Raw genomic sequence first — 21,648 nt, 5'->3', positions numbered from 1 at the left:
TAGGAGGCATTGTGATGGAAAATTTATATTACTTAGTTCCGGCGGCAGGCGTGATTGGCCTGATTGTGGCCGGGGTGTTCGCTGTGAAAGTGAAAAAGGCGGGCACAGGGACTGAACGGATGAGAGAGGTCTCACAGGCCATTCAGGAAGGGGCGTCGGCTTTCTTGCGGGCTGAATATCGTGTATTGATTGTATTTGTGGCTGTGATGTTCATAGTCATCGGCCTGGGGCTGCAGAGCTGGCTGACTGCGGGCTGCTTCCTGCTGGGGGCGTTGTTCTCTACGCTGGCCGGTTATATAGGAATGTGGATGGCGACCCGCGCGAATGTGCGGACCGCCAATGCTGCCAGGGAGTCGGGAATGGCAAAAGCGCTGGTCACGGCCTATCGCGGCGGCGCGGTTATGGGCTTCTGTGTTGTGGGTTTTGGATTGCTGGGAGTAAGCCTGATCTATCTGCTGACTAAGGATGTCAGGGTGCTGACCGGATATAGCCTGGGGGCCTCCACGATAGCGCTTTTCGCCCGTGTCGGAGGCGGTATTTATACGAAGGCTGCAGATGTAGGCGCAGACCTGGTGGGAAAAGTAGAAAACAATATTCCGGAGGATGATCCCCGGAATCCGGCGGTTATCGCAGATAATGTGGGCGATAACGTGGGAGATGTGGCCGGCATGGGTGCGGATCTGTTTGAATCCTATGTGGGTGCGCTGGTTTCGGCAATTACCCTGGGCGTGGTTGCCTATGGGATTTCCGGTGCCATGTTCCCGCTGATCATTGCGGCATTTGGCATTGTAGCTTCCGTGGTCGGAGCCGTTTTTGTGCGTGGCTCGGAGAAAGGCAGCCCACAGAGGTCTCTCAATCTGGGCAGCAATATTGCTTACCTGGTAGTGGTAGCCCTGTCCTTTCCTTTAAGTCTTGCGTTTTTTAACAGTGTGATGCCGGCGGTGGCTATCGTAGTCGGCCTGGTAGTAGGATTTGTAATCGGCACGGTGACTGAGTTTTATACATCAGAAAAATACGCGTCGGTACAGCACATCGCCCAGGAATCAGAGACGGGATCGGCGACGAATATCATAGCAGGTATTGCGGTGGGTATGAAATCAACGGTGGTGCCGATTGTCTGTATCGCGGTGGGAATCCTTCTGTCATACTTAAGCGCAGGGTTGTTCGGGATCGCTCTGTCGGCCGTCGGAATGCTGGCAACGGCAGGGAGCACGATCGCGGTAGACGCCTATGGGCCCATCGCAGACAATGCAGGGGGAATTGCAGAGATGTCCGGGCTGGATGCAAAGGTGCGCGGCATTACAGACAAGCTGGATTCTGTGGGAAATACGACTGCGGCAATCGGAAAAGGCTTTGCCATCGGTTCTGCTGCGCTGACTGCTCTGGCGCTGCTGGTTTCCTATGCGCAGGTGGTCAACATCGACACAATTAATATTCTGGACTTCCGCTGTATTATCGGTGTATTCATAGGCGGAATGCTCCCCTTCTTGTTTTCAGCGATTACCATGGAATCAGTATCTAAGGCTGCTTATAAGATGATCGGAGAGGTTCGCCGCCAGTTCCGTGACAGGCCCGGAATCCTGAAAGGTGAGGAAAAGCCGGATTACCGCGCATGTGTAGGAATCTCCACTACGGCAGCGCTTCATGAGATGATTATTCCGGGAATCATAGCTGTAGCCATGCCGCTGGCTGTTGGCCTCCTCCTGGGAACCGTAGCATTGGGCGGTATGCTGGCTGGGACTATAGTATCCGGAGTCCTTCTGGCTATTTTCATGTCTAATGCAGGCGGCGCATGGGATAATGCTAAGAAATACATCGAGGGCGGCATGTACGGCGGCAAGGGAAGTGAATCGCACAAGGCGGCGGTGGTGGGAGATACGGTAGGAGATCCATTCAAAGATACTTCAGGCCCTTCTATCAATATTCTGATCAAGCTGATGACGATTGTATCGCTGGTGTTCGCACCGCTGTTCCTGGCGGCAGGCAGCCTGCTATAAACAGACAAACAAATGATCACCAATACGAAATAAGGAGGAGAAGAACTTGGCAAAAGAAAGAGCATTAAGATTGGGGATGCACACTTATACGTTACATTTCTTTGGGTTCGGTGAAAGCTGGGGATTTGGAAAGGATTATTACTTCGATCAGGTTATGTCCCTGTATGAGCTGATGGACCGGGCCGAAAAATGGGAACTGGACGGGCTTCAGATCACAAAGGTAGACCTGCTGACGACTGCGGAAACGGATCCTTTCGGGGAGGAAAATCTGAAGAAGGTGGCGAAGGCAGCCAGGGATCACGGCCTGTTTCTGGAGTTCAATGCATCCTTCCAGGCGGGTAGCGATTCCCGTGTGAATTGTAACGTGAAGGAAGCCCTGCAGATTGGCCACTGGCTGGATGCGGAGCTGGTGAAATTCAGCCTGGATATCCTGCGCCCCAGAGAACTGTATGGCTCCTGTTTCCATCCCAGGGTTATGACACAGATGGCAGCTCGTTATGAGGAATTCCGGGAAGCTCTTCCGTTAATAGAGGAGTATGGTATGCAGGTGGCCATTGAAAATCATACGGATACCTTTGCTGATGAGATCTTGTGGATTGTAGACAAATTGAATCACCCGCTGATTGGCACCTGCGTGGATACGATGAATCCCCTGCAGGTGATTGAGAACCCTCATTACGCGATGGAAAAGATGCTCCCCAGAGCCTTTTGCTGTCATTTCAGCGATGACGTGATCGTGGTAGATCCTCTGGGTGTGCATGATATCGGCGCGCCTCATGGACAGGGCTCCATGGATTGCCCGCTGATGGTGCGGCAGATCAGGGAAAAATCATCGATGGATAAGATCATTCTTGAGAATGAAATCGCATTCAAGAGTATGGACGAGCCCATCGAAGAGGCCAGAAAACGAGAGATGGCTGCCTGTGAGGAAAGCATCCGCTATCTGAGAGAGGAACTGAAACTGGGAGTGAGGAACCGTTAACCGGCAATTTTGACAGCCATCAATCATGAAAGTCAGCTGTCCGCACCTTTGGTGCTCTCACAGCTGCCGCCAGTATTCGCAATCTGCCCTGACGGGCTGTTTGCTTATACCGGCCTGCCCGTCCGGTATCCGTGGGTCACCGCATGTTCGCGTGCGGAGACTCACGGCTGCCGCCCGGGACTTTCATAGTAAAAAAGAGAGGCCAGAAACGGGAGAATGTGTTCTCCCCATGTCTGGCAGAAGGGATAATTATGGGAGAAACAAAATCGAGAGAGCAGCTGATCCATGAGGCAGCGATGAAAATTATGGAAACCACAGGCGTAGCTATCGTTAATAAGAAGGCTGTGGAGATCCTGAAGGCAAACGGAATCCGTGTAGAGGATAATGTCGCATATTTTACAGAAGAACAAGTATGGCATTGGGTGAAAAAGGCGCCGGAATCTTTTACAATTTATGCGAGGGACCCTAAACATAATGTGACTGTGGGCGGAGAACATGTAAATCCCGTTCCTACCTATGGCTGCGCATTTATTGATGATTGGGAGGGGAACCGACGCCCGGGCACCATGGCAGATTATATTCAGTGCCTGAAAATGGTGGAAGAAGAGGAAGTATATGATGTTAATGGAGGAATCCTGGTACAGCCTTCAGACATCCCGGAAGAGAGCGCGGCGCTGAGCATGTTCTATGCCATGCTGACCCATTCGGAAAAGGCCATGCTGTTCCCCACAGGATACAAGGAGGAGGTATCTCTGATCCTGGAAGCCAGCAGTGAGATATTCGGAGGAAAAGAGGCTCTGATTGAGAAGCCGAGAATGATTGCATTAATCAACACAGTTTCTCCGCTGACGCTGGATGAACGTATGCTGGATTGCTTAATGCAGCTGGTCGACTATGGACAGCCTGTAATCCTCTGCCCTGCTTCCATGCTGGGAGCCACCAGCCCTGTCTTTTATGCGGGCAGCCTGGCCAGCAATACGGCAGAAGACCTGGCGGGCATCTGCCTGGCACAGATGATCCGTCCCGGAACTCCTGTGGTATTCGGCATTCAGTCCACGGCGGCGGATATGCGCGGCGGCATCACTTTTGCGTGCGCTTCTCCGGAAGGCACTGTCATGCAGGGATTTTCTACCAATATGGCTAAGTTCTACGGACTGCCCTCCAGAGGCGGCGGCTGCCAGACAGACGCTCCCCGTATCAATGTACAGGCCGGGTATGAATCTATGCTGACATTATTCTCATCCTTCCATCATGGCATCAACTTCGTCATGGAAGCAGGCGGCGTTATGGACAGCGTTAATGCAACCTGTTTTGAAAAGATGGTCATTGATTATGAGATTATCCGCGAGGTAAAAGCAGCCCTGGCTCCGATTGAGATCAATGAGGAAACCCTGGATCTGGATGAGATCACGGAAGTGGGCCATACGGGAACGTATGTAACCTCAGATTCGACCATGGAGAATTTCAGCCTGCTGTACAGCCCCGTTATTGGTTCCAGGAATGCCAAGGATGAACATTACCTCAAGGCCAGCATCGACAAGGCAATTGAAAAGCTGTTAAAGAAATATGAAGACCACCGTCCGGGCATTGGACAAGAGGACCGGGCAAAGGTGAAAGCAATCTTTGCAAAATCCGGTATGGATGTGGAGCGCCTGAACCAGATTGACGCTATGTAAGCTGTAGATCGGCCGGCGACTGGTTGGATACCCGGACGAAAGTCTGGCGGGAGGCAGCCCCTGTTCCGCCCCGCCTCCCGCCAGGTCGGAACCGCTGCAGGTCTCCCGCTGCTTTTCGTCCAGGTATCCACTAGCCCGCCACAAATCTTTTTATAGAGGAGGGGCATTATGAACAAATACGTGAGCCTTGAATATTTGAACACATTTGTTACTGCAGCCGAGACCGGTAAGCTGAATATTACTTCGGAATTGATTTTCCGTACGCCTTCAGCTGTCAGCACTCAGATTAAAAAGCTGGAAGAGCAGTTTGATACAGAGCTTTTTATCCGGAGCAAAAACTCCCTCCTTTTAACCAAAGATGGAGAAACGCTTTTTAAGTATGCAAAGGATATACTGGAACTCAACGGAGCGGTATTTAGTTCCTTAAGAAATGAGGACTGGACGGGGAACATTGTCTTTGGAGTCCCCACGGACTATGCGAAGATGTTCCTGAAGCATATATATCCTGAACTGAAGAATAGCTTTCCGTCCTATCATTTTAGCACGATATGTTCGAGGAGCCGGGCGATCCGCCATTCTATGGAGAAGGGAACAGTTTCAGCGGCGATTGTGGCGATGGAACCCCAGTTTCGGGATGATCGGATTCTTTGGGAAGAGCCGTTATATTGGGTGAGCGCAAAGGAATATACGATCCCGCAGAAGACTGCACTGCCTGTAGCACTTTTTGCAGATGACTGTATTGTGAACACTTATACCCTTTATTCTCTCAAGCACAGTTCCATAGATTATGAGATCGTTTTTACCAGCACCATGTCTGAGAACATCGAAGAAGCTGTCAGAAGCGGACTTGCCGTGTCGCTTCTTCCAGCTTCTTCGATTACAGCGGATATGGATATCCTGCCGGACTCTTTGTTGTCCAGCCCCCTTACCCTGAAGGTGGGATTCACCTGCAGCGATACGCTGGACGAATCGTTTTGCGATGCGATGTTTTCGATTGTGAAAAGAGGGGTGGCGGAGTCGGGTTACCAGATGTCTCCCACTGTGAATCCGTTGGGGAATGGGTCTGTTTCGTCCAATACGTATTTACAGTAGGCGCTGATCCAGGCCTCGCCTCCGATTGTGGGTTTGATTCCCTTATAACCGTGTATGTCAACCTCCTCCAGCGCATGCCCGGTAAATATGATGCCGATCAGCCCTTCGCGCCTGAAGGGCTCATTTAATTTCAGTTCCCCTCTGGCGTATTTGACAGACATCAGCGCGCAGGTGCCAGTTCCGCATGCACAGCGGTCTAAAGCCCCTGTCCATGTCTCCGGCCTGTTCAGATCGACCTCGCCGGTATATACAGTGTCGACGCTCTGCCAGTCTGCATTCGGGTTCTCGGTGGGGCCGTGGATTTCGGAACCGGTGATACCGATGCCCGGATAGTCCGGGTGATGCACCGGGAGCTGTTCTCGCGCCGCCTGATAGCAGAGGGCACTGATTCTTGCGATTTCCTTCCCCTGAGACGGAACCAGCTTCAGCCATGGGAACTGGCGGGAGTCAATGAGGCAATAGAACATCCCTCCCCAGGCAATATCGACCTTGATTTTGCCCAGCGTCGGCACGTCTATCTCCGCGTCCAGATATACTGGAAATGCCGGAACATTCGTAAATGTAACCTGAGTGACCTTGCCGTTATGGCAATCTGCTTTGATCTTGATCAATCCTGCAGCTGCCTCCAGGTAAAACTCAGTGACGGGCTCTTTCATGGGGATCATACCTGTTTCGAGAAGAACGGTGGCAACTGCTATGGTATTACCGCCGCTCATGACACAGTATTCATTCTGCTCCATGATGATATATCCGGCTGCCGCCCGTGGATCTTTTGCGGGGACTATCAGATTGCAGTTTACCGGCGGATAGCCCCTGGGCTCTTTTAACACCAGATTGCGCACCTGGTCGTCATTTTCCCGCATCCATTTCATTTGCTCGTAGACGGTGTCGCCGGGGATGGTAGGTACCCCGCCCGTGATCACATGCATGGGCTCGCCGCAGTGTGCCTGGACGACATCGAAACTTCTTTTAAATCCCATATCATTTCCTCGCTTTCCGGCAGATGTTAGCCTTCGCTTATTTTTAGCACAATCTTTCCCACGTGTTTTTTAGAAAGAAAAGCTTTCTGAGCCTCCACGATGTCCTTCAGTGGAAAAACTCTGGCAATGATCGGATGGATCTTGCCCTGTTCCGCGAAATCGATCAGCTGGAGCATGGAATCTCTTGTCTGATAAGTCGTTCCAAAGAAGCTCAAATCCTTTAAATACATATCTCTGACATCGAAATCAACAATTGGTCCTGCGATAGCCCCGCACATCCCAAGCTTTCCGCCCTTCTTCAGGATCTTCAAAAGCTGCGGCCAGGAACTGCCTGCAACCATATCAAGCACCACGTCGACAGACATCTCTCCGAGCCGTTCTATGTAATCCTCGTCCCGGAATATGATCTCGTCGGCGCCGCAGCGCTTCAGGAGATCTTCCTTGCCGTGGTCGCACACGCCGATTACCAGTGCGTCCCTGGCCTTCACGAGCTGTACCAGTGCGGAACCTACGCCGCCGGAGGCTCCCGTTACAAGAACACGGTCATTCTTATTTACGCCTGCCCGGCAGATCAGATTATTAGCTGTCGCATAGGCACAGGGCAGCACGGCCAGTTCTTCATCGGACAGATCACTGTTGAGACTAAATACCTCTTCAGAACAGGCGGTTGTATACTCGCAGAACGTTCCGTCACATTCAGAGCCATGAGTAAAGCATTCAAGGCCGCGGCCGCTTGTTGGCATTTCTTGTACGTTGCGGATGATTACCCTTTCCCCGATCCGGCTTTCATCTACGCCTGCTCCCACTGCCACGATCCTGCCGCAGCTGTCCGCCCCCTGGATTCGCGGAAAGCTCAGCGGCTGGCCGAGCCAGGAGCCGTCTTCTTTCACATCTGCCTGAAATCCGCCGGCGCCGCCGGCGTCAGTGGCGGTCCTGACATTTTTAGAGTACCATCCGATACGGGTGTTGATGTCTGTGTTATTCACCGCCGCTGCGCTGATCTTCACCAGCACCTCGCCGGGCTTTGGCTTTGGAACCGGAATATCCTCCCGGTATTCCAGCTTGTCATAGCCTCCGTAACCGGTGAGGTATACACCTTTCATTTTTTCAGGAATAATTGTCATCTGCGCGAACCTCCTCATTCATTGTAGGGCAGCGTAAGCTGCTCCCCCGACCCGCCGGGAGCGTGTGTTACGGAGCGCCCGGCGGGTATACATTGTAGATTTTTTCATACGGTCATTGTAATACCGCTTGAGCCATAAATAAATCAAAACTAATTGAAGATCACATTCAATATATTTTGATCCACGCAGCGTAAAAAAGGATGTCTCAAAAATCCTGTAACGCCGAAGGCTATGGACTTCTGAGACATCCTATGAAATTATATTTATTTTGCCAGCATGCCGAGCGCCATGGAGCGAATGGATGCGGCCATCATATCGGCCAGCCTTTGCCCGGTCTTGTCAAAGCACCACAGAACCTCCACGCCCGTCATGGCGGAGAGCAGCTGTGTCACATATTCGCCGGCGGTGAGAGCGCTGTTGACCTCGCCGTCGGAAATCCCTTTTTCAACAATGCTTTGGAGGCAGCGGATCAGTGAGCGGTCCGGCTGAAAAAAGTCGAACTCAGGGAACGAAAAGTAGTTGGAAATAATCGCCCTGATGATTCCCTTTCCCCGTTTTTCATACTCAGAACAGGAGAGACGGATGAATCTGGTGATTGTAGATAAAAATGTATCATTTCCTATCTGCTGATAGGCCCATTCATAGATTTCGTCTAAATGCTTGAACGTTTCTAATACGATAGCCTCCTTTGACTTGAAGTATGTATAAAAACTGCCGCTGGCCACACCGGCCTGGGAGGTGATATCTTCTATAGTGGTGTTGCTGAATCCCTTTCTGTTGATGACCTCCATAGCGGCCTGGAAGATCTTGTCTTTGGTAAGTAACGCTTGTTGTTTGCGCCGGGTTAACTTGGGAGGTGCGGAACTCTCTTGGGAAAGTATTTTTGGATTATTACTTTGCATATACGATCCTCTATCCTAAGAATTTCTGATTATTCATCTGTTCCGTAGCACTTTAAAAGGTATGGGTCTATCTGAAAAAAGTCTTGAATGTGCATACAAATCAGTTTTCGCAGCTTGGCAATTTCGCCGTTGCGGAGAGCCTCGATGATGGGCAGATGGTGATGGATCTGCAGCAAACTGTCTTCGATGCTGGTGTACTTGGAAATCTGAATCAAATGAATCTGCTGATAGACTGAGTACTGGTGCTGATATAAATTCGTGTTCCCTGAAATCTCAGCTATCTTCAAGTGAAAATCTCCGTCTGCGTGTATCCGTTTATAGATATTGCCCTGTTCAGCGGCTTCCTCACAGACAGTGGCCAGATGTTCAAGCTGTTCAAAATCTGCCGCGCTGCCATAATAGGATGCCAGCTCTGCCGAAAGGATGTCCTGTACGAGACGGATGGAACCGATATCCTTGATCTCTTTGTCGGTAAATTTTGCGACAACAGCGCTGCGTTTGGACTGGATCGTCACCAGGCCTTCTGCGGCTAGCCGCCTGACTGCGTCATGTACGGGCGTGCGGCTGATATTTAACTGAGAAGAAATTTGTAGCTCAGATATTTTCTCGCCCGGCAGTAAATCCATATGAAATATCTGTTCTTTAAGTTGTTCGTATGCAATGCTGCTTTGAGAACGCATGGATCATACTCCTTTTTAAAAAGTGGGTGAAAAATAGTAACGTTTGTTTAATGATTATATTTACAGAATTGTATATCCCTATTCATTCTTAGCATTGCCCAGAGAAGAAAATGTGGATGCCTGGCATTCACTCAATACCGTCTGCTTCCTATGATCATCAATAATGCCCCTTACGACTTTTACTATTATAACCCCCAAAATAACATATTGCAAATACTTTTTAGGACAATATTCACAAAATACGTGAGAAAATTTCTTATGTATTGTTCATTGACATTTTGTATGAAAAAATTTATATTAAATGTAACAACAAATATTGCATGCAATTATTGGCACGGTATGCAATAAAATGACGGAATATCGGATTTGAAAGGATTAGAAAATAAGGAGGTACATAGAAATGTCCAGTAAAAAAGCAATTATGGACGGAAATGAAGCAGCTGCATATACCTCGTATGCATTTACAGAGGTTGCCGGTATATTCCCGATCACACCTTCCTCCCCTATGGCTGAGTATGTGGATGAGTGGGCGGCGAATGGCAAGAAGAACTTGTTTGGACAGCCGGTAGAAGTAGTAGAGATGCAGTCAGAAGGCGGTGCCGCAGGTACGGTTCACGGAGCGCTGCAGTCCGGCGCATTGACCACCACCTATACGGCTTCTCAGGGATTGCTTCTTATGATTCCGAACATGTATAAGATTGCAGGTGAAATGCTTCCGGGCGTTTTTCATGTATCAGCCAGGACATTGTCGGCACATGCCCTTTCCATTTTCGGGGATCACTCGGATGTCATGGGAGTCAGAAGCACAGGCTTCGGCATGCTGGCATCTGCTTCTCCTCAGGAGGTTATGGATCTGGGAGCAGTAGCACATCTGGCAGCCATTCATGCGAGAATGCCGATTCTGCATTTCTTCGACGGGTTCCGTACATCGCACGAGATCCAGAAAATTGATGCGTTAGATTATGAAGATCTGAGACCGCTGGTAGATATGGATGCCATCCGTGCCTTCCGTGCCCATTCACTGAATCCAGAGCATCCGGCCACCAGAGGAACCACCGTGAATCCGGATATCTTCTTCCAGTGCCGTGAGGCCATGAATGTGAGATACAATGAAATTCCGGATTCCGTAGAGCATTATATGGAAGAGATCAACAAACTGACCGGCCGGGACTATCATCTGGTGAACTATTACGGAGCGCCGGATGCAGAGCGTGTGATCGTACTTATGGGATCGGCGGCCGAGACTGCACAGGAGACCGTTGATTATCTGGTGGCAAAAGGCGAGAAGGTCGGAATGCTGAATGTACATCTGTACCGTCCCTTCCCTGCAGAATACTTCCTGAAGGTGCTTCCGGAGACTGTGAAGAAAATTGCAGTGCTGGACCGCACAAAAGAGCCAGGCGCCATGGGAGAGCCTCTGTATCAGGATATCTGCGCGTTATATAAAGAAAAAGAATATTCCATGAAGATCGTAGGCGGACGCTATGGCCTGAGTTCCAAAGATACCACACCCGCACAGCTGGTGAGTGTATTCGAGAACCTGAAGGCAGATGAGCCGAAGAATGATTTTACCATTGGCATTGAGGATGATGTGACCTTTACTTCCCTGCCTGTGGGAGAGGAAATCAATACCACGCCGGATGGCGTAACTAATGCAGAATTCTGGGGGCTGGGCTCAGACGGTACGGTGGGAGCCAACAAGAACTCCATCAAGATCATCGGCCATGCCACAGATCTGTACTGCCAGGCATATTTTGTATATGATTCCAAGAAATCAGGCGGATTGACACAGTCTCATCTGAGGTTCGGGAAAGACCCGATCCATGCGCCCTATCTGATTCAGGCGGCGGATTTTGTGCAATGCTCCAATCCGTCCTATGTGAACAAATATGATATGGTAGAGAACCTGAAAGACGGCGGTATTTTCCTGCTGAACTGCAGCTGGAACGAGGAAGAGCTGGAAACCCATCTGCCCGCATCCATGAAACGGGCGTTGGCGGCCAAACATGCGAGGCTGTATACCATCGATGCCATCCGTATTGCCAGAGAAATCGGGCTGCGGAACAGGACCAACACCATACTGCAGGCTTCCTTCTTCAAACTGGCGGAGGTAATTCCGCTGGAACAAGCTGTTCAGGAGATGAAAGACGCTAACTACAAGTCCTACTTTAAGAAAAAGGGCCAGGAAGTTGTAGACATGAATAACAATGCCATTGATTATGGCATCAACGAGCTGAAAGAGATCCAGATCCCGGAGAGCTGGGCAACGGCTGAAGATGAGCCGTCAGAACGCAAAGTGCCGGAATTCATCAGTGAAGTGGTTGATGTGATGAACCGTCAGAAGGGTGATGTCCTGAAGGTCAGCCAGATGACGAAATATGGCCTGGAAGACGGAACCTGGCCGGCAGGTACCACCAAATATGAGAAGCGCGGCGCGGCTGTGGATGTTCCGGAATGGGATTCGGCAAAATGTATCCAGTGTAACCAGTGTGCTCTGGTCTGCCCACATGCAGCCATCCGTCCCATCCTGGTTACGGAGGCTGAAAAAGAAGCGGCACCCGCCGGGTTCGCAACGGTTCCAACCAAAGGAAAGGGCCTTGAAAAATACGAATACCGCATGCAGGTATCGCCCTATGACTGTACCGGGTGCGGAAGCTGCGTGAACGTATGCCCTGCGAAGGAAAAAGCACTGACTATGAAGCCTTTGGAGAGCCAGGTAAAAGAATCTGCCAACTGGAATTATGGAGTGGATGAAGTCGAGATCAAGAAGGACGCCATCAGCAATAAAAATGTCAAGAGCATACAGTTTGCGAAGCCGTACTTCGAGTTCTCCGGCGCATGTGCAGGCTGTGGTGAAACACCTTACATCAAGCTGGTTACGCAGCTCTTTGGTGAAAGAATGTACATAACCAATGCGTCAGGCTGCTCTTCCGCGTATGGCGGCTCTACGCCGGCATCTCCCTATTGTACTGATAAGAGAGGATACGGACCCAGCTGGGCCATGTCACTCTTTGAGGATAACGCAGAGTATGCGTATGGATATCTGCTGGGACAGGACACCATCAAGAGACAGCTGGTTGATAAGGTTGAAAAGCTGAAAGCAAGCGGAATTGCAGAAGAAGCATGTGCTGCTTATCTGGAAAAGGGCAAAGACCCGGAGGTAACGCGTGAAGTCAGTGACGCTCTTCTGGCGGCTATTGAAGGCGTTGATAATGAAGAAGCGGACTTTATTCGGAATAATAAAGAATTCCTCACGAAGAAGAGCGTTTGGGCCTTCGGCGGGGACGGATGGGCTTATGATATCGGCTATGGCGGTCTGGACCATGTGCTGGCCAGCGGCAGGGATATCAACCTGCTGGTTTTGGATACGGAGGTATATTCAAATACCGGCGGCCAGGCGTCTAAGTCTACAGCGGCCAGTGCCATTGCGAAATTCGCGGCCGGCGGTAAAGAGACGAAGAAGAAGGACCTGGGCATGATGGCCATGAGCTATGGCTATGTCTATGTGGCGCAGGTAGCGCTGGGGTCCGATCCCGCACAGACACTGAAAGCGCTCCGTGAAGCGGAAGCATACGACGGGCCTTCGCTGGTGATCTGCTACTGCCCGTGTATTGAGCATCACATGAAAGCGGCCATGGGCATGAGCATAACCGAAGAGAAAAATGCTGTGGAAGCAGGGTACTGGCATCTGTACCGGTACAATCCGGATCTGAAGAAGGAAGGCAAGAATCCCTTCCAGATGGATTCCAAAGAGCCGAAAGGCAGCTTCCGTGATTTCCTGATGGGAGAGAACAGGTATGCATCCCTGCGGAACGTTTTTCCGGAGAAAGCAGAAGCCCTGTATGCCAAAGCAGAGGCAGATGCAAAGGAGCGGTATCAGTCATATATGAAACTGGCACAGCAATAATGCATGCAATTGGTAGTTTAAAAATACAGTTAGGATAAATTGCACAAAAAAACATGGGCAATATTATAGTATATTGCCGATTTACACAAAGAACTGATCCTGTTATAATAAAATCAATCCATTGAATTCAATTCAATGAATCAGATTTGATAAAAACCATTAAAAAGGAGGAAGAGAAGATGGCAGCAGATATGAGCTATTTAAAGGATATGCCAATTGCTATCTTGGGCTGTGGTGCGGTAGGCAAAACAATGGCAGGTGACTGCGCATTAGCCGGGGCGACAGTGAGAATTTGGGAGCAAGAAGCTTTCAAGCAGAACTTCAACAATCTGATGAGAACGGGAATTAAGCTTACTGGCAACCAGTTTAGTTATTATGGATTTGAAAGACGTGGTGTAGGCCATGTGAGTATGGTGACCACCGATATGGCAGAAGCTGTTAAGGGTGCGGGAATCATCGTAGTAGCCACTGTTGCAATGGCACATGAATCTATTTTCCGTCAGCTGATTCCGCTTCTGGAAGATGGCCAGGTGATCCACATCCTGCCTGATAACTGCGGCACATTTGTATGCAGAAAGATCATGCGTGAACTGAATTGCACCAAGAAGGTAATTGTAGGCGCGTGGTATACAGCTCCGTATGGCGTGCGTATCGTAAGACGCGGCGGCGTTACCACCAATGAGTGCAAGGTAGAAGACCGTATCACTACCATCCGCGGCGCGGCTCTGCCTCACACAGATACAGACGCGTTTATAGAGTCTGCACAGTACATACCGGCATTTGATGCAATCCGTACCGGTGATGGATTCGTGAAGGGTAAAACTGTTATTGATATTAACCTGTCCAATGTCAACCCGGTGATCCACGTTCCCGGAACTGTTCTGGGCGCTGCGGTTATGCAGAACTTCGATACCGTATTGGGACAGGATAAGAAGAACTATTCATTGTATGGATTTGCTCTGTGCCCTGCTATAGCAGAAGTGCAGGCTGTCTTCTGGGAAGAAGAAAAAGCTCTGGCTAAGGCCATGGACGTAGAACTTTGCACCGTTAACTACGAAGATTTCTTCTCTCGTACTACCATGTATGGTAAAGAGTACATGGGACCGGACTTCGCGGTTCCGTTTGAAGAGAAATACGAGAACTTCTACGGTGATGGACCCTTCGATCTGGAGAACCGTTACATCACAGAAGATGTTCCGGTTGGATGCTATCTGATTCAGCAGCTGGGCAAGAAGTACAATGTTCCGACCCCGACTGTTGACTGCATGATCTATCTGGCAAATGTCATGATCAAGCGTGACCTGATCGCGGGAAGCAAGTATACGCTGGATTATCTCGACATTGATCACATGACAGATGAGCAGTTGCAGAAATATCTGCATGAAGGAGAATACACTCCGAAGCAGTGATAAGAAAGCAGAAGTTCCTCTTTTGTGCTTAATCATATGTTAGTTTCAATTTGGGAAGGCCGTTAGAATCAGTAGGCATATTTCAAATGGACCGATTGGAATATGCCTACTATTTTATAAACAAATATCTTGTACTTGAAAAAATACAAGAATGAACGGCTGCCAGACTCAGGAAAGCGACTGTGAATGGAGAAGCAAAAGAGAGGGAGAATTGTGTTTAAGGGTTTGTTATCTTATAAGGAGACGAGCGGAGATACTCAGTAACTTTGTGGTACTCCTATAGAAGCGGAAGAGTAGGAGGATGTAGTATGATTGACTTAATTATCAGCGCTGTTCTGAAGGGAGGTATGTACATCCTGATCAGTATGGGCTTGTCGCTGGTTTATGGTGTCATGAAGATACCGAACTTTGCTCATGGAGAGTTTTATCTGATAGGCGCGTATTGTGCATATGTGGGGCTTTCCATGTTGGGACTTCCTGGTATTGTTGTCCTCGTTCTGGCAGCAGTGATGGGTTTTGTGTTTGGGGCAATTATCGAGCGGTTGACATTTAATCCGCTGAGAAAGCGTTCAAAATCTGATTGGAGTTTGAACACATTTCTTGTAACAGCAGGTATTAGTTTCGTGATTCAGAATGTTGCGCAGATGATCTTTGGCGCAGAATTCCTTGGTGTTGAAAAAATTTGGGCGGGTTCTCTTAATATAGCCGGTATCAATATCCCGATGGATCGTATGATCGCGTTTGTTGTTGCAATTGCAGTCGTTATTTTCTTCTGGGCTTTCCTGAAAAAGACCAGAACAGGAAATGCCATCACAGCAGTTTCCGAGAACGAAGAGGGAGCTATGCTGATGGGTGTACAGATCAATTCAATCCATACGCTGACCTTTGCGTTGAGCAGTATGCTGGCAGCGATTGCGGGAGCCGCGCTGATTTCCATCACGCCGGCATATCCTTCCATGGGGTTAAAACCTCTGTATGCGGCATGGTTTGTAGTAATTCTGGTAGGCCTTGGCAATTTGGAAGCGACTATTGTAGGCGCGTTCATAGTTTCGTTTATTGAAGTGTTTGCGACGTATTATGTGGGTGCTGCTTGGGCAGATGCCGTATCACTTTCTGTTATCGTAGTGATTCTACTGATTAAGCCGACCGGATTGTTTGGTAAGAGAGTGAAAGTATAAGAGAGGATTGAGGAATTTGCCATGAAAGAGAATAAGACATCTAAATTTTCTGCAATACTGGGCAAAGTAGGATTAAGCCCTATTAGCCTGGTGGCATTTATTGTTCTTGGGCTGTCTCCCCTGTTTGCGGGCAACGAATATAATATCCGGCTCCTGCTGATGTGCGTACTGTACGGAACACTGGCGATGGGGTTTGACCTTTCGGCAGGTTACATAGGAGTAGCCAACTGGGGCTATGCAGCTTTGATGGGACTGGGAGGCTATACTTCAGCGCTCTTGTTTGAGCGGGCTGGAATGACTCCCTGGGTTGGAATGATTCTTGGCGGGTTGATGGCGACCTTAGCAGGTTTACTGATTGGTTTGCTGACATTGCGGATGGACGGAATGTTCGCAGCGTTGCTGGCATGGTTTGTGGGTTTGATTCTGATGAATGCCGCGAATGCGCTGACGGGGCTGACCCGTGGAGCGCTGGGGCTTCAGGTACAGCCGTTGTTCGACACGCCGTGGTCTACGCCTTATTTCTATGTGATATTCGGTATCTGCGTGCTCACGTTCATTGTTCTGAGAGTGATCGTGAAATCGCATCTTGGCCTTGCGTTTACGGCTCTTGGGCAGGATATGCAGACGGCCCGTACCACCGGTGTCAGCCCGCTGAAATACAGGCTGATTAACTTCTGTATTTCCTGTTTTATCGCAGGTCTCTGCGGCGGATTCTATGCGCATTATATCGGCATCTTAACTCCGACGCTGATGGCAACCAAGGGTACGATTCAGATTCTGGTAATTGCCTATGTGGGCGGCCGGGGAAGCATCTGGGGACCACTGCTTGCAGCCTTTATCACCATGCCGATCTTTGAGTCCCTGAACTCTCTGGTTGAGCTGAAGTACATCATCTACGGCCTGGTGCTGATTCTGGTCATGATCTTCATGCCGAACGGAATCGCGGGATTCGAGAGGCCGGTAAAAGCGTTCTTTAAAAAACGTCTGGGCAGAAAAAAGGAAGCGGCAAAAGAATAATAGGCATTAAAAGCAAGTTATTATGGGTGTAATTATAGTAGCATATAAAGAGTAATGGATTAACAAATGCATAAGAAAACTTATGCAAAGAAAGGGAGGAAACAACTATGAGAAAGCGGACAAGAGCAATGATGGGAGTATTCCTGGCAGCAACATGTGCATTTGCAACAGTAGCCACCGGCTGCGGCGGAGGAGGAGCATCTGCGGCGGGAGCGGAGGATGATGTATTGAAGATCGCCGTTCCGATCCCGCTGACCGGTGAGTCTGCAAAAGCAGGAAAAGAGCTGCAGGATACCATCACAATGGCTTTCGAAGAGGTTGACAATAAGGTCGGCAGCTACACGATAGAGCTCGACTTTGTAGACGCGACATCTGATGCGGACAAAGGCGCGCTGGCTCTGGAAGAAGGTATTGTTAAGAGGGGCGACGAAGTGGTGCTGAGCAGCTGGAACAGTTCCGTTGCGGTAGCCATGGTAGACGTTTGCAATAAATACAAGGTTCCCTGGTACTTCTCAAGCTCATCATCATCAGTAATCAATGAGAAGGTAGAGGGAAAAGAAAACAGTTATCTGATGAGCAAAATCTGGCCGAAATCTGAGTCTCTGGCAATCGGATATTTTGCCCTGCTTCAGGAACTGATCGACAATGGGGAATGGGATGCCAGCCGGGTGAAATATGCGGTATTCGCAGATGACACGGACTTTGGCCGCGTATTCGGTACGACGGTTAAGGATTCCATGCCGGCATTTAACGGCGAATGTGTATTTGAGGATTACACTGCAATCAACGTGACAGATTTCTACACTTCTATCGCAAAGATCAAAGAATCTGGCGCGGACCTGGCGTTTGTGCAGCTGACCAATCCGGCAGCGGGCGCGGCTTTCATTAAGCAGGCCAAGGAATCCAATCTGCCCTGCCTGCAGACTTCAGACTGCCTGACAGAGGCCGCCAACTGGTATGAGCTGACAGGCGATGCCGCAACCGGTACGCTGGTATGCCGTTCCAAGCTGGTCAATGACAGAGCGATGGAATTTGCGAAAGCTTTTGAAGACAAATACGGATACACCCCGTCAGCTACCACAGGCGGCATCAATTATGACGGAGCAAAATTCCTGATCAAATGTATCGAAGAGTGCGAGAAGAAATATGAAAAAGTAAACTCTGAGACACTGTATCAGTTTGGCAAAGAAGTTCTGCAGACCGGCGGGATCACATTTGACGACAGCGTTCTCGTTACATCTTATGAGTACAGCGCTGATAACGGAATCGACCCGATCGTAGATGAAGATCATTTTTACTTCCAGGTAATTCAGCTGGATGGCGACAAAGAGGTTGTCGTATGGCCGGAAGCTGACAGAGAAGCGCCTATGTTTGTACCGGATTATGCAAAATAAATAAAAAATGCTGTATTCTGTGGGGAGGATATTGCTCGCCTCCCCACATAGTAAACGGACATGTTCGCTGATGTGGACATTACCGATCATGAAAGTCAGCTGTCCGGCGCCTTCAGCGCTCCCACAGCTGCCGGGAGTATTCACAATCCGGCCTGACGGCCAGCGGCACATACTTCCTTATCCGTTCGATCTCCGTGCTTCTGTGCATGCAGGCATGCCGTCGGCCCGGCTGTCGTCCGGAACTTTCATTGTAATATATTAAGCGGAAAGAGCAGGAGGATATTATGCTACTAGAGACAATTGACGTTGAAAAGCGATTTGGAGGATTGGTTGCAGTTAACAAAGTTTCACTTCAGGTGAAAGAGGGAGAAATTGTCGGGATTATCGGGCCAAACGGCGCCGGTAAAACAACTTTTCTGAACTGCATCGCAGGATTCTATGCTCCGGATAGCGGTAAGGTATTATATCAGGGAAAAGATATAACAGGTTTTGCGCAGGAAAAGCTGTGCCATCTCGGAATCTCCCGGACATTTCAGAATGTGCGTGGATTTCCCAAAATGACAGCTCTGGAAAATGTTATGGTTGGCTGCGTGTTTGGCGCGGAAAAACCTCAGGGTGCGAAGGAACGGGCGCGGGAATTGCTGGATTTCGCTCAGTTCCCCCTGCCAGAGGATACGATTGTTGAGAATTTGAATACGATCCAGCTGAAACGATTGGAGCTGGCGCGGTCTTTGGCGACAAACTGCAAGCTTTTGCTGCTGGACGAAGTAGCGGCGGGGCTGACGCCTGCTGAGCTGCCAGACTTCATTGAGCTGGTGCGCAGGATTCGGGACAGCGGTGTGACAATCATATGTATCGAGCATTTGATGCGTTTTATTACAGGAATTTGTGACAGGGTTGCTGTGCTTGAATTCGGGACAAAGATCGCAGAAGGAGTTCCGCAGGAAGTGCTGTCAAATGAAGATGTCATCAGTGCCTATCTGGGAAAGACCGATGTACACTGATGAGATGGTAAAACCTAACGGGATGAGGTGAAACAATTGCTTAAATTAGAAAATGTAGATGCTGGATATGGTAAGCTGGGCATTTTGTGGGATGTTTCCCTGGAAGTAAAAGAAGGGGAATTCGTCGCGCTGGTTGGACCCAACGGAGCCGGAAAGACAACGACTCTCCGGGCGATTTCCAACATTATAACACCTACAAAGGGAAAAATTACCTTTGACGGAAAGGAAATCACAAAACTTTCTGTACAGGAAATCACGAAGGCCGGACTGAGCTATATCACAGATGATGGCGCTCTGTTTTCAGGCATGACCGTGCAACAGAATCTGAAGATGGGTGCTTATTCTATCAGGGATAAAGTCCAGATTCAGGAGAGCTATGAAAGAGTGCTGCAGATGTTTCCGAGACTGAAAGAGAGACTGAAACAGAACGCAGGGACTTTGAGCGGTGGAGAGCGTAAGATGCTGGCGATTGCCAGAGGCCTGATGTCAAACCCAAAGGCGATGCTCATAGACGAGCCTTCTCTGGGCCTGGCTCCGAACATCGTGCTGCAGGTGCTCGAAACGCTGAAACAGCTGACAGTAAACGGAGTTTCCATACTGCTGGTTGAACAGAATGTAAATACTACATTAAAAGTGACAGACCGCGCATATGTGTTAGAGGACGGACGTGTTGTGCTTTCTGGAAACAGTGCGGAGCTTTTGGCCAGCGACCATATTCAGAAGGCTTATCTTGGCATTTAATGAGGACATTTATATGAAATTCTATAATATTAAAGATATTGACGGATTTTTCGACACAGTTCAAACCTGTGAAGGTACTGTGGAACTGCTTACTTCGGAAGGGGACTGCCTGAATTTGAAATCGCAGCTGTCCAAACTCATTGCTTATGCGAATATTTTTTCCGGCGGAAAGATTCCGGAGATGGAGATCCGCACCAGCAACCCGGAGGACATGGCGAAACTCGTTTCCTTTGTCGTTACTACAGTTGAATAATTGTTGTGCTATATAAAAAGCGGAGGTATGGACATTCTGGTGGGGGTGGCTTCATACCTCCGTTTTTAGTTCCGCAACTGTCCCGCATGCCGGGAAACAGTTTATATTTCAAGGGGGTTTGTATCAGAAAGGAGAGCATAATGGATCATTTTGTTTTTGAGAATTCAACAAAAGTGTATTTTGGAAAAGGATGTGTGCGGGAATATCTGGGAGGACTGGCAGAGGTTTACGGCGATACGGTGATGCTCTGCTACGGCGGCGGTTCCATAAAGAAGAACGGCGTGTATGATGAAGTTGCAGGAATATTAGAGGGTGCGGGAAAGAAGATTGTGGACTTTTCCGGCATCATGGAAAATCCCACTTACCGGAAGGTGCTGGAAGGAGGGAAGCTGGCACGGGAACACGGGGTCAGCCTGCTGTTGGGAGTTGGCGGCGGCAGCGTGATGGACTGCTGTAAGGCAGTTTCCATCGCGGCCCGTTATGAGGGTGATTTATGGGCGGACTTCTGGGAAAAGCCGGGTGTCTTTGATTTTGAACCGCTTCCACTGGGGGTGATCGTCACCGCGGCAGGCACCGGCAGCGAATGCAACGGCAGCGCTGTCATCACCAATGAAGAGCTGAAAATTAAAACCAGCCATGAGTATCCTGTGTGTAATCCCAGGTTCGCCCTGCTCGATCCTGTATATACATTCAGTGTTCCCAAGCATCAGATGGCAGCCAGCAGCTTTGACATCCTCTCGCACATCATGGAAACCTATTTCAGCGAGCCGGATGAGGATAATGTTTCCGACGATATTTCAGAGGCGCTGATGCGGAGTGTCATCCGCAATCTCCGGACGGCCATTCAGAATCCCCGGGACTACAACGCCAGGAGCAATCTGATGTGGGACGCTACCATGGCTGAAAACCGTATGATTAAGCTGGGAAAGCGCACCGATTTCATGTGCCATATCATGGAACAGCAGCTGGGAGCTTATACGAACTGCGGTCACGGCGCGGGGCTGGGGGTTTTGCATCCGGTTTATTACCGCCATATCTGTGAGGCAGGCCGGAAAAAATTTGCCCGTTTTGCCAGCCAGGTTTGGGGGATAAGCTCTGAAGGGAAAACTGAGGAAGAGCTGGCAAAGGCCGGCGTGGAAGCTCTCGCCGCCTTTATTCGGGAAATTGGCCTGCCAACCACCCTGCGTGAGCTTGGGGTGACGGAGCAAACGGACTTAAAGGAAATTGCCGGTTCCTGTCCCATCATGCCCGGCAGCTATAAGAGAATGACGCACGGGGAAATCCTTGCGATTTTCAAGGAATGCTTTTAAGC

General features: G+C 49.5%; 17 protein-coding genes. 13 read left to right on the top strand and 4 right to left on the bottom strand.

The window, feature by feature from the left end; translation table 11 throughout:
• The first annotated feature begins 14 nt into the window (after positions 1-14).
• The 4 genes from H9Q79_RS08900 (at position 15) to H9Q79_RS08885 (ending at position 5,747) form a co-directional block, all read left to right on the top strand.
• A complete protein-coding gene (locus H9Q79_RS08900; protein WP_249329672.1) occupies positions 15-1,997 on the top strand; it encodes a sodium-translocating pyrophosphatase in 1,983 nt (660 codons plus the stop codon).
• Between the two features lie 46 nt (positions 1,998-2,043).
• Positions 2,044-2,979: a sugar phosphate isomerase/epimerase family protein gene (locus tag H9Q79_RS08895; protein WP_249329671.1), complete on the top strand. Its 936-nt coding sequence runs from the start codon at positions 2,044-2,046 to the stop codon at positions 2,977-2,979.
• A 251-nt stretch (positions 2,980-3,230) separates the two neighbouring features.
• Entirely contained in the window at positions 3,231-4,655 is a 1,425-nt protein-coding gene (locus H9Q79_RS08890; protein ID WP_249329670.1) for a trimethylamine methyltransferase family protein, read from the top strand.
• 168 nt (positions 4,656-4,823) lie between these two features.
• Complete coding sequence (locus H9Q79_RS08885; protein WP_118643070.1) at positions 4,824-5,747, top strand: LysR family transcriptional regulator; 924 nt, start codon at positions 4,824-4,826, stop codon at positions 5,745-5,747.
• Here the strand turns inward: H9Q79_RS08885 and H9Q79_RS08880 are convergent.
• From H9Q79_RS08880 to H9Q79_RS08865, 4 genes are all read right to left on the bottom strand, one after another.
• A complete protein-coding gene (locus H9Q79_RS08880; protein ID WP_249329669.1) occupies positions 5,678-6,727 on the bottom strand; it encodes a proline racemase family protein in 1,050 nt (349 codons plus the stop codon). The genes H9Q79_RS08885 and H9Q79_RS08880 overlap by 70 nt on opposite strands.
• Positions 6,728-6,753: 26 nt before the next feature.
• Positions 6,754-7,851, bottom strand: coding sequence for an alcohol dehydrogenase family protein (locus tag H9Q79_RS08875; protein WP_249329668.1), 1,098 nt, complete (start codon positions 7,849-7,851; stop codon positions 6,754-6,756).
• 263 nt (positions 7,852-8,114) lie between these two features.
• Positions 8,115-8,642: a TetR/AcrR family transcriptional regulator gene (locus H9Q79_RS08870; protein WP_249329667.1), complete on the bottom strand. Its 528-nt coding sequence runs from the start codon at positions 8,640-8,642 to the stop codon at positions 8,115-8,117.
• Between the two features lie 140 nt (positions 8,643-8,782).
• Entirely contained in the window at positions 8,783-9,433 is a 651-nt protein-coding gene (locus H9Q79_RS08865; protein ID WP_118643075.1) for a GntR family transcriptional regulator, read from the bottom strand.
• 400 nt (positions 9,434-9,833) lie between these two features.
• On the opposite strand from H9Q79_RS08865, the gene nifJ reads away from it, so the two are divergent.
• The 9 genes from nifJ to H9Q79_RS08820 all read left to right on the top strand — a co-directional run bounded on the left by nifJ (position 9,834) and on the right by H9Q79_RS08820 (position 21,646).
• Positions 9,834-13,340 carry a pyruvate:ferredoxin (flavodoxin) oxidoreductase gene (gene nifJ / locus H9Q79_RS08860; protein WP_249329665.1) on the top strand — a complete coding sequence of 1,169 codons (3,507 nt, stop codon included), beginning with the start codon at positions 9,834-9,836 and terminating at the stop codon, positions 13,338-13,340.
• A gap of 179 nt (positions 13,341-13,519) precedes the next feature.
• The gene (locus H9Q79_RS08855; protein ID WP_249329664.1) at positions 13,520-14,749 is read left to right on the top strand and encodes an NAD/NADP-dependent octopine/nopaline dehydrogenase family protein; all 1,230 of its coding nucleotides are present in this window, start codon (positions 13,520-13,522) and stop codon (positions 14,747-14,749) included.
• Between the two features lie 308 nt (positions 14,750-15,057).
• The gene (locus H9Q79_RS08850; RefSeq protein ID WP_118643079.1) at positions 15,058-15,927 is read left to right on the top strand and encodes a branched-chain amino acid ABC transporter permease; all 870 of its coding nucleotides are present in this window, start codon (positions 15,058-15,060) and stop codon (positions 15,925-15,927) included.
• Positions 15,928-15,948: 21 nt separating this feature from the next.
• Entirely contained in the window at positions 15,949-16,944 is a 996-nt protein-coding gene (locus H9Q79_RS08845; protein ID WP_249329663.1) for a branched-chain amino acid ABC transporter permease, read from the top strand.
• Positions 16,945-17,051: 107 nt separating this feature from the next.
• Positions 17,052-18,338 carry an ABC transporter substrate-binding protein gene (locus H9Q79_RS08840; RefSeq protein WP_118643083.1) on the top strand — a complete coding sequence of 429 codons (1,287 nt, stop codon included), beginning with the start codon at positions 17,052-17,054 and terminating at the stop codon, positions 18,336-18,338.
• Positions 18,339-18,622: 284 nt separating this feature from the next.
• On the top strand, positions 18,623-19,342 hold the full coding sequence (locus H9Q79_RS08835) for an ABC transporter ATP-binding protein (protein WP_118643085.1): 720 nt from the start codon (positions 18,623-18,625) through the stop codon (positions 19,340-19,342).
• Positions 19,343-19,378: 36 nt separating this feature from the next.
• Positions 19,379-20,083, top strand: a complete 705-nt coding sequence (locus tag H9Q79_RS08830; RefSeq protein ID WP_330596977.1) for an ABC transporter ATP-binding protein — start codon at positions 19,379-19,381, stop codon at positions 20,081-20,083.
• 13 nt (positions 20,084-20,096) lie between these two features.
• The gene (locus H9Q79_RS08825) at positions 20,097-20,336 is read left to right on the top strand and encodes a polya polymerase (RefSeq protein WP_118643263.1); all 240 of its coding nucleotides are present in this window, start codon (positions 20,097-20,099) and stop codon (positions 20,334-20,336) included.
• A 140-nt stretch (positions 20,337-20,476) separates the two neighbouring features.
• Complete coding sequence (locus H9Q79_RS08820) at positions 20,477-21,646, top strand: iron-containing alcohol dehydrogenase (protein ID WP_249329661.1); 1,170 nt, start codon at positions 20,477-20,479, stop codon at positions 21,644-21,646.
• Positions 21,647-21,648 lie beyond the last annotated feature (2 nt).

The organism is Wansuia hejianensis (genome assembly GCF_014337215.1).
Classification (GTDB): domain Bacteria; phylum Bacillota; class Clostridia; order Lachnospirales; family Lachnospiraceae; genus Scatomonas; species Scatomonas hejianensis.
Note: the sequence above shows the minus strand (reverse complement) of the source record. Positions and strands in the feature narration are given on the sequence as shown.